This is a genomic window from Kribbella antibiotica, assembly GCF_004349055.1.
Taxonomy (GTDB): domain Bacteria; phylum Actinomycetota; class Actinomycetes; order Propionibacteriales; family Kribbellaceae; genus Kribbella; species Kribbella antibiotica.
This window is the reverse complement of the sequence record NZ_SMKX01000250.1, coordinates 1-7,437: the sequence shown is the minus strand read 5'-3', so window position 1 is coordinate 7,437 and position 7,437 is coordinate 1. Positions and strand designations below refer to the sequence as shown.

Sequence of the window (7,437 nt, the reverse complement as noted above, 5' to 3'; positions counted from 1 at the left end):
ACCGCGACCCCGCCATCAACCATCCGCAACAACACACCGCCATGACGCTCAACATCCACAGCCAACGACACAGACATCGCAACTCCTCAAATCGAGGCGTTGCAACGACCACGAGAACCCGCCCATGAGGGTCAAGAACCCACAACCTCATGGGTTAACCCACGAGGTGGCGGTGGGGTCAGGCGACGGTGGGGCCGGCCTCTTTGCGGAGGGTTTCCAGCGCCTCTTCCTCTTCGGGGGAGAGCTTGGACTCGCTGGCGAAGGAGCGGATCTCCTTGGCGTAGGTGCGGGCGTCGGAGCGGCTGTTGATCGAGGTGAGGATGACGCCGTGGCCGTTGTTGTCCAGGAGCGCGAGCGACCAGGAGAGTTTGCCGCCGGTGTCGCCGAACGCGTCGTAGCGGACCATCGCCAGGTGCTGGAGGGTCTCGCGGACCTCGGCGCGGGTGACCTCGATGTCCTTGCCGAGTTTGCGCAGCTCACCCTTGACCGTGCCCAGCTTGGGCTCGGGCTGCGGTTCCAGCTCGGGCTCCGGAGCGACAGGCTGGGCGGCGGGCGTCGTACCGGCCTGACCGCGGACCGCCTGGATGGCGAACACGAGGGCGAGGACCGCCACGAACAGGGCAGCGATCCCGAAGGCACCGGCTAACGTCGAAGACACGCACGAGAGCCTAAGGCATCAGGGTTTACCTGAGTACTCAGGTGGTTGCGGAGCGTGCAGAAGGACGGCCGGAAGAGGTGTCCGGGGCCGCGGCCACGTAGATTCACGACGTGACACATTTGCCTGACCAAGGACCACAGCCGGGGGTTCACGACCTCGGCTACGCCCGTCTCGACACCGACCGGCTGGAACGCACCGGCGACGCCGAGGTGGTGTACGGCGCCGGCAAGACCCCGTCCCAGGTGGTCGAGCTCCTGCGCACTCTGCACGCCACGCACCCCGACAACGCCGTACTGGCGACCCGTCTGACACCTGAGGCCCAGGCCGCAGTCTCTGAGGCGCTGCCGGAGGCTGTGGTTGACCCAGTCGGCCGTACGGCGGTCCTGGGCACTACGCCGGTGTTGCGCGGGACTGTGGCCGTGGTGGCCGCCGGTACGTCGGATGCGCCGGTCGCGCTCGAGGCGGCGACGACTGCCCGAGTCTTCGGCGCGAATGTCGAGATGATCACCGACGTGGGTGTGGCCGGGCTGCACCGGATCCTCGGGGTCCGTGAGCAGCTCGACCAGGCGGACTGCCTGATCGTCGTCGCCGGAATGGAAGGGGCGCTCCCCAGCGTCGTCGGCGGCCTCGTCGGCGTACCGCTGGTCGCTGTGCCGACCTCAGTCGGGTACGGCGCCTCTTTCGGCGGAGTGGCCGCGCTGCTCGGCATGCTGAACTCCTGCGCCCCCGGCGTGACCGTGGTGAACATCGACAACGGTTTCGGCGCCGGCGTCTTCGCCGCCCGCGTGGCCCGCCGCTCAGCACCCCGCGAGACGAAGGACGAGTCGTGAAGGTCGCCTGGATCGACTGCTCCGCCGGCGCCTCCGGTGACATGCTCCTGGGCGCGTTGCTGGATGCCGGCGCCGACCTGGCGTATGTGAATGCAGCGGTCGCCGCAGTGGACCCCTCGCTGTCAGTGCAGGTCAGCCGGACCGCCCGGCATCAGATCGCCGCTCTGAAGGCGTCCGTCGAGGTGGACGGAGAGCTACACCCGGAGAACGTTCCGGGGGAGGTGGCGGCTCCTACCGCGGACGACCACGGTCATGGGCACGGCCACGGACATGGGCATGAGTCCCACGACCACAGTCATGGGCCTACTCGTCCCTGGAGCGAGGTGCGGCGGATTCTCGAGGCGGCTGAGCTGGAGAGCGTCGTACGGGAGCGGGCGCTGGACACGTTTGGGCGGTTGGCTCGGGCTGAGGCCAATGCTCATGGGGTGGATGTTGAGGGTGTGCACTTCCATGAGGTGGGCGCGCTGGATGCGATTGCCGACATCGTGGGGGTCGCGGCGGCGTCTGTTTCGCTTGGGCTCGAGCGGGTGGTGGTTTCGACCATCGCGCTGGGAGGCGGCACGCAGGTTCGGGGCCAGCATGGCGGGATTCCGATTCCGGGGCCTGCGGTTCTGCACCTCGTGGCTGAGGCTGATGCGCCGGTGATCGGGGGCACGGCGCCGTACGAGATGACTACGCCGACCGGGGCCGCGCTGCTGGCGACGTTGGCGGACGAGTTCGGGATGATGCCGCCGATGCGAGTCGGCCGGACGGGTGTCGGCGCCGGCGGACGCGACCCGATTGAGGTGCCCAACCTGCTGCGCGTGATCGTTGGCGAGACGACTGAGCGGGCTGCGACCCAGCTCGTCTACGAGACGAACATCGACGACTTGGATCCGCGACTCTGGCCGCCGGTTCTGCAGCGGCTGCTGGAGGCGGGAGCGGCTGATGCTTGGCTGACGCCGATCCTGATGAAGAAGGGCCGCCCGGCGCACACGCTCTCGGTGCTCGTCAGCAGCACGAACGCAGACGCCGTACGGCGGGTCGTCCTGACCGAGACCACCGCGATCGGCCTGCGTGAGTACGACATTCGCAAGCACGCGGCCGACCGCGAGTTCACCAGCGTCGAGGTCGACGGCCAGCGGATCAGCATCAAGATCGCCCGGTACGACGGCCAAGTGGTCAACGTGCAGCCGGAGTACGAGGACGTTGTCACGGCAGCGGCCGAGCTCAAGCGTCCGGTCAAAACCGTGATGGCCAAGGCGGTCGCGGCCGCCGAGAACCTCTGGGGCTAGCGACCGGAGTACGGCGGAGCGAAGACCACCAGCAACGACAGGTCCTCGGTGATGTCGACGAAGCGATGTTCCTTTTCAGCGGGAACGAAGAGGACATCGCCCGGCCCGATCGGCTCCGCACCGTCCGGCGTCACGAAGGTCGCGCGGCCGGCCGTCACCACGTAGATCTCTTCCTGGTGGTGCGGCGCCTGGTCGTCCACTCCGCCGACCGGGATCGAATACGTCCCCACCGACATCGACTCCGTGCGGAGTTGCTCGACGTAGTCATTCGGCTCGCGGTGCACAAACGCGCCCGCCCCCACCAGCTTCTTCATCCGGCGAGGTTAACGCGCGGCAGCCTTCTCCGGAACGGCTTTGGCCTTCCGTCGCGGCCAGTCGTACGGCCACCACTGAGCGCCGTTGCGGCGGCACCAGATGATCAACCCGACCAGTACGGCGAGTTCGATCGCCGGGCAGATCGTGTCGCGCAGCCGCGCGCTGAAGAACTCCAGCGAATCGGACAGGCTCGCCGCGACCTGACGGGCGTTCGGGTCGCGTCCAGGCACGTAGGCGATCGCCAGCATCGTCGTACGGACGACCATGAACTTGTCGACCTTCGACGCGGCCACCGCTGCGAGCGGCATCCAGGCGATGACGTCGTACCAGGGCAGTGAGTACATCGCGGTGAGCACCCAAGCGATGGCCAGGATCGCGGTGTAGCGGACGGCGTCCGGCACCGGGTCCTCCGCATATGTCTGCGGGACCAGCGACTTCGGCATCACCTGCGAGAGCAGGATCGCGACCACGATCAGGCCGCCCCACGCCAGGATGGCGAGGACCGTGCGGACCAGGCCGCCCGGCAGGAACAGGTCGAACAGGCTGAGCAGCACCTTGTGCGGCGTACCGGTCGAGATGAACGACGTCTGCGAGCGCGCCTGCTGGAACGCCTGCAGGCCGAAGATGCCGTACAAACCGCCCATCGCCAGCGCGCCACCGCCGCAGAGAAGGAGCATCTTGCGCCGATCGCCGCGCAGCGACCACAGCATGGCGATACCGACCAGGCCGATAGACAGCTTGGTCGCGCCGGCCATACCGATGAGGATTCCGGCCATGAAGACATGTCGTCGCAGCGCCACCAAGGCGAGTACGGCGAACATGACCGCGATCGAGTCGTTGTGTCCACCAGCGAGGACCGCGAACAGCAGCAGCGGGTTCGCCATCCCGAGCATCACGATGCGACGACGGGCGGGCAGGTTCGGGCCGACGAGCTTGAACAGCAGCAGGCTGGTCAGGACCAGGCTGATCGCGACCGACAACTGCAGCATCCACACCGTCAGCTGCATCGAGTCGCCACCGATCAGCGACGAGAGCCACTGGATCCAGGTCGCGATCGGGCCATAGACACTGCGTGCGCCCTGCCACGGCCGCTCGGTCGCGGCGATCACCGGGTCATACCCAAGCCGGATGGTGTCGGCCGGCGCCGTCGTGTACGGGTTGCCGCCGAGCGTCATGATCCGCCCGTACGCCGCATAGATCAGCACGTCACCCGAGGCCATCGGCGGCACCATCGTCACGGCGGCCGTCGTACCGATGCCTAGGGCAACCAATCGGCTGAGCCGCGGGGCCCAGCCGTGCTTGAGTGCCTTGAGGGCCATCCAGACGCCGATCCCACCGAGCAGGATCGCGACGTAGATCCCGACCGAGACGAGCCAGTCGTTCGGCTTGGCGTCGAACCAGTACGACGGGAGCCAGGCGTGCCGGTTGGTGAGCGTCAGCACGACCACCGACGGGCCGAGGAGGCCGACCGCGACGATCATCGCCGTACAGGCCAGGTAGAGGGCGACGGCGCGTTTGCCGTACCGCTCCGCCAGGCGCGGGTCGGCGGTTACTTCGGTGCTCATGGGGTGGTCTTTCGGGGGAACAGGCTGCGGAGCGACGGGCCGCCCTCGGCCGGCAATGCGCTCCGGGCCGCTAGGGCGCGCCGTACGTGGAGGTACTGGCGGCCGCGGTGCAGTTGGCCGCGCAGGTCAGTGCCGGTGGCGCGGTGGTGCACCTCGATCGGGACCTCGATGATGCGGAAGCCCTTGCGGCCGAGGTCGATGGTGAGCGCGGTCTCGACGCCGAAGCCGGAAGCCAGCGGTACGGCGGCGTCGTACGCGGCTCTGGTGAGGCAGCGCTGGCCGGAGAGCGGCTGCTCCGGGGACCAGCCAGTCGCCTCCTGGATCCCGGCGCGGGCCAGCTTGACCACGAAACCGTGGCCACCAGCCTTGGAACCATCCGCACGGACCTGGACCGGCAGCGTGCCGATCGTCATGTCCGCACGGCCGGCCTGCACCGGCTCGATCAGGGGCGCCACGGCGCCGGCGGAGTCGGTCAGATCGGCGTCGAGGAAGAGCAGGTGCCGCGGGCGAGCCCCGTCGCGCTCGGCAACCGCCGCCGCGCCGGTCTCCATCGCGGCCGCCTTGCCGCGGTTCCGGTCGTGGCGGACCACGACCGCACCGGCTCGCTCCGCCACCTGAGCGGTCCCGTCGGACGAACCGTCGTCGACAACCACCACCAGATCGACGCCGATGAGCTTGTGCACCGCGTCGACCGTCGCCGCGATCCGCGCCGCCTCGTCCTTCGCCGGAATCACACAGGCGACGGCACGCTCGAACGGCTCAGGGGATGAATCAGCACCGGACACAGCACCGCAGCCTAGTTGCTCGACAGCCGAACCCCCGCCTCAGCTGCGACACCTGGACCACATTCGTCCTTTCGAACGATCACCTCCGCCGGTGACGGCGCCCACACCCGCTCGGGCTCACCACTTCGCCGATCCTAGGATATTGTCGGACAATCAGACAGCAGGCCTGTGATCAGGGGACTGCCGTAGCGTGGTGGCAGGACCGACGAGAGGGCGGGCAGATGAGCCAGAAGTACGGGGTCGACAGTGAGGTCGGCACGCTGCGGACAGTGATGCTGCACCGGCCGGGCAACGAGCTCCGCCGACTCACCCCGCGCAACAACGACAAGCTTCTCTTCGACGGCATCCCGTGGGTCGGCCGGGCTCAGGACGAGCACGACGCGTTCGCCCAGGTGCTGCGGGACCGGGGCGTCGAGGTGCTCTACCTCCACGAGCTGCTGATCGAGGCGCTCGGTGATCCAGTCGCTCGCACGCAGGCGGTCTCCGGTGCGATCGCGGATCTGCGGCTTGGTGACACGCTGCGCTCGTACCTGGCCGACGCTTTGACTGCCCTTGACCCGGCTCAGCTGGCCGAGGCGCTGATGGCCGGCGTACGGAACGATGAGGTGCGGGCCGGCGGCGGGCTGGTCACATCGCTGCTCGCGCACGAAGACTTCCTGATCGACCCACTGCCGAACCTGCTCTTCACACGGGACTCCAGCGTGTGGATCCGGGACTCGGTCGCTGTGACGTCACTGGCGATGCCGGCGCGCGTTCGGGAGACGCAGCTGACCGAGCTGATCTACGGCTTCCACCCGCGGTTCGCCGGGGCGGACAAGGTGTACGACCACACGCTCGAACACGTCGAGGGTGGGGACGTGCTCGCGCTCGGCCCGGGGGTGCTGGCGGTTGGTGTGGGTGAGCGGACGACGCCGGCTGGTGTCGAGCGGCTGGCTCGGCGCGTGTTCGCGAAGGGGCTGGCGCACACGGTGCTCGCCGTACCGATCGCGCAGCAGCGGGCGACGATGCACCTCGACACGGTCTGCACGATGGTCGATGTCGACGCCGTGCTGATGTACCCGAACATGGCCGAGGAGATGCGAGCCCTCGCCGTCACCGCCGACGGCGACCAACTCCACGTCGCCGAGTCCGAACCCTTCCTCGTCGCCGCCGCCAAGGCCCTCGGCATCGACACCTTCCGCCGCATCGACACCGGCCTCGACCCGGTCACCGCCGAACGCGAACAATGGGACGACGGCAACAACACCCTCGCCCTCGCCCCCCGCGTCTGCATCGCCTACGAGCGCACCGTCGAAACCAACCAGCGCCTCGAAGAATCCGGCGTCGAAGTCATCCGCATCGCCGGCTCCGAACTGGGTTCCGGCCGCGGCGGCCCCCGCTGCATGTCCTGCCCGGTCCTCCGCGATCCCGCCTGACGCGTTACTTCACGGGCTCACTTGACGGCACCAGTAAGGCGGACGACACGCGGAGTGAAATCGGGGCTTGCCGAGTGACCCTCTTCTGAGTATTCTCCATGGAGGCCCAGGCCCTGTTGCTCCCCCGTCAGCAGGACTTGGGCCGTCCACGTTCGAGAAAGCCCCGGCTAACCCCCGGGGCTTTCTCGCGTCCCGGCCCCTTCGCGGAGTGATCGGCACCGGTGGTACGTCGGCCCGCTACCGCCTGCCGGCTAGACGCCCGTCGCCCTACGCAGCCCGGTGAACCCACTCGCCCGTCCGCGGATCGGCGAGCGGACCTGGAGGCGGACCGCCATCACCCACCAATCCACAGCATCGCGGCCTCCCCACGCCTGGCCACCGCTCTCAGACCACGTTGAGGGCGACTTACTGGGTGATGGAGGTCCGCCTTCCGAATCCCAGACACTGACCAACCGCGCTCGAACCTTGGCGCGCAGGCCCGACTGCTCGACGACCACCCCGGGCGCGGGAGGTTGATCAGTGCGGGCGATACACCGCGGACGCTCACCAACCCGAGTGGGCGGGGAATGGCGAAGGCCCCGGACGGGGTCCGGGC

General features: G+C 68.5%; 7 protein-coding genes. 3 read left to right on the top strand and 4 right to left on the bottom strand.

Translation table 11 applies throughout. The features are described from left to right. Window positions 1-178: 178 nt before the first annotated feature. Window positions 179-658, bottom strand: a complete 480-nt coding sequence (locus E1263_RS41255; RefSeq protein ID WP_238162044.1) for a DUF4446 family protein — start codon at window positions 656-658, stop codon at window positions 179-181. 110 nt (window positions 659-768) lie between these two features. On the opposite strand from E1263_RS41255, the gene larB reads away from it, so the two are divergent. Both larB and larC read left to right on the top strand, forming a co-directional pair. Next, window positions 769-1,488, top strand: coding sequence for a nickel pincer cofactor biosynthesis protein LarB (gene larB, locus E1263_RS41250; RefSeq protein ID WP_132177742.1), 720 nt, complete (start codon window positions 769-771; stop codon window positions 1,486-1,488). Continuing rightward, complete coding sequence (gene larC / locus E1263_RS41245) at window positions 1,485-2,762, top strand: nickel pincer cofactor biosynthesis protein LarC (protein ID WP_132177740.1); 1,278 nt, start codon at window positions 1,485-1,487, stop codon at window positions 2,760-2,762. The genes larB and larC overlap by 4 nt, the downstream gene beginning before the upstream one ends. Here the strand turns inward: larC and E1263_RS41240 are convergent. From E1263_RS41240 to E1263_RS41230, 3 genes are read right to left on the bottom strand one after another with little or no spacing between them, the layout of a single operon-like run. After that, window positions 2,759-3,076 (bottom strand): cupin domain-containing protein, encoded by a 318-nt coding sequence (locus E1263_RS41240; protein WP_132177738.1) that lies wholly within the window; start codon window positions 3,074-3,076, stop codon window positions 2,759-2,761. The genes larC and E1263_RS41240 overlap by 4 nt on opposite strands. Window positions 3,077-3,085: 9 nt before the next feature. Continuing rightward, window positions 3,086-4,642: an MptA/MptB family glycosyltransferase gene (locus tag E1263_RS41235; protein ID WP_132177736.1), complete on the bottom strand. Its 1,557-nt coding sequence runs from the start codon at window positions 4,640-4,642 to the stop codon at window positions 3,086-3,088. Then, window positions 4,639-5,427 carry a glycosyltransferase gene (locus E1263_RS41230; RefSeq protein WP_132177734.1) on the bottom strand — a complete coding sequence of 263 codons (789 nt, stop codon included), beginning with the start codon at window positions 5,425-5,427 and terminating at the stop codon, window positions 4,639-4,641. The genes E1263_RS41235 and E1263_RS41230 overlap by 4 nt, the downstream gene beginning before the upstream one ends. 221 nt (window positions 5,428-5,648) lie before the next feature. Here E1263_RS41230 and E1263_RS41225 point away from each other — a divergent pair, with 221 nt between their 5' ends. Continuing rightward, window positions 5,649-6,842 carry an arginine deiminase gene (locus E1263_RS41225; protein ID WP_132177732.1) on the top strand — a complete coding sequence of 398 codons (1,194 nt, stop codon included), beginning with the start codon at window positions 5,649-5,651 and terminating at the stop codon, window positions 6,840-6,842. Window positions 6,843-7,437: the final 595 nt, after the last annotated feature.

Bases quoted from the DNA above. Each gene is read 5' to 3' on its own strand.
- E1263_RS41225 (WP_132177732.1), top strand. From the start codon at position 5,649: ATGAGCCAGAAGTACGGGGTCGACAGTGAGGTCGGCACGCTGCGGACA.
- E1263_RS41235 (WP_132177736.1), bottom strand. From the start codon at position 4,642: ATGAGCACCGAAGTAACCGCCGACCCGCGCCTGGCGGAGCGGTACGGC.
- E1263_RS41240 (WP_132177738.1), bottom strand. From the start codon at position 3,076: ATGAAGAAGCTGGTGGGGGCGGGCGCGTTTGTGCACCGCGAGCCGAAT.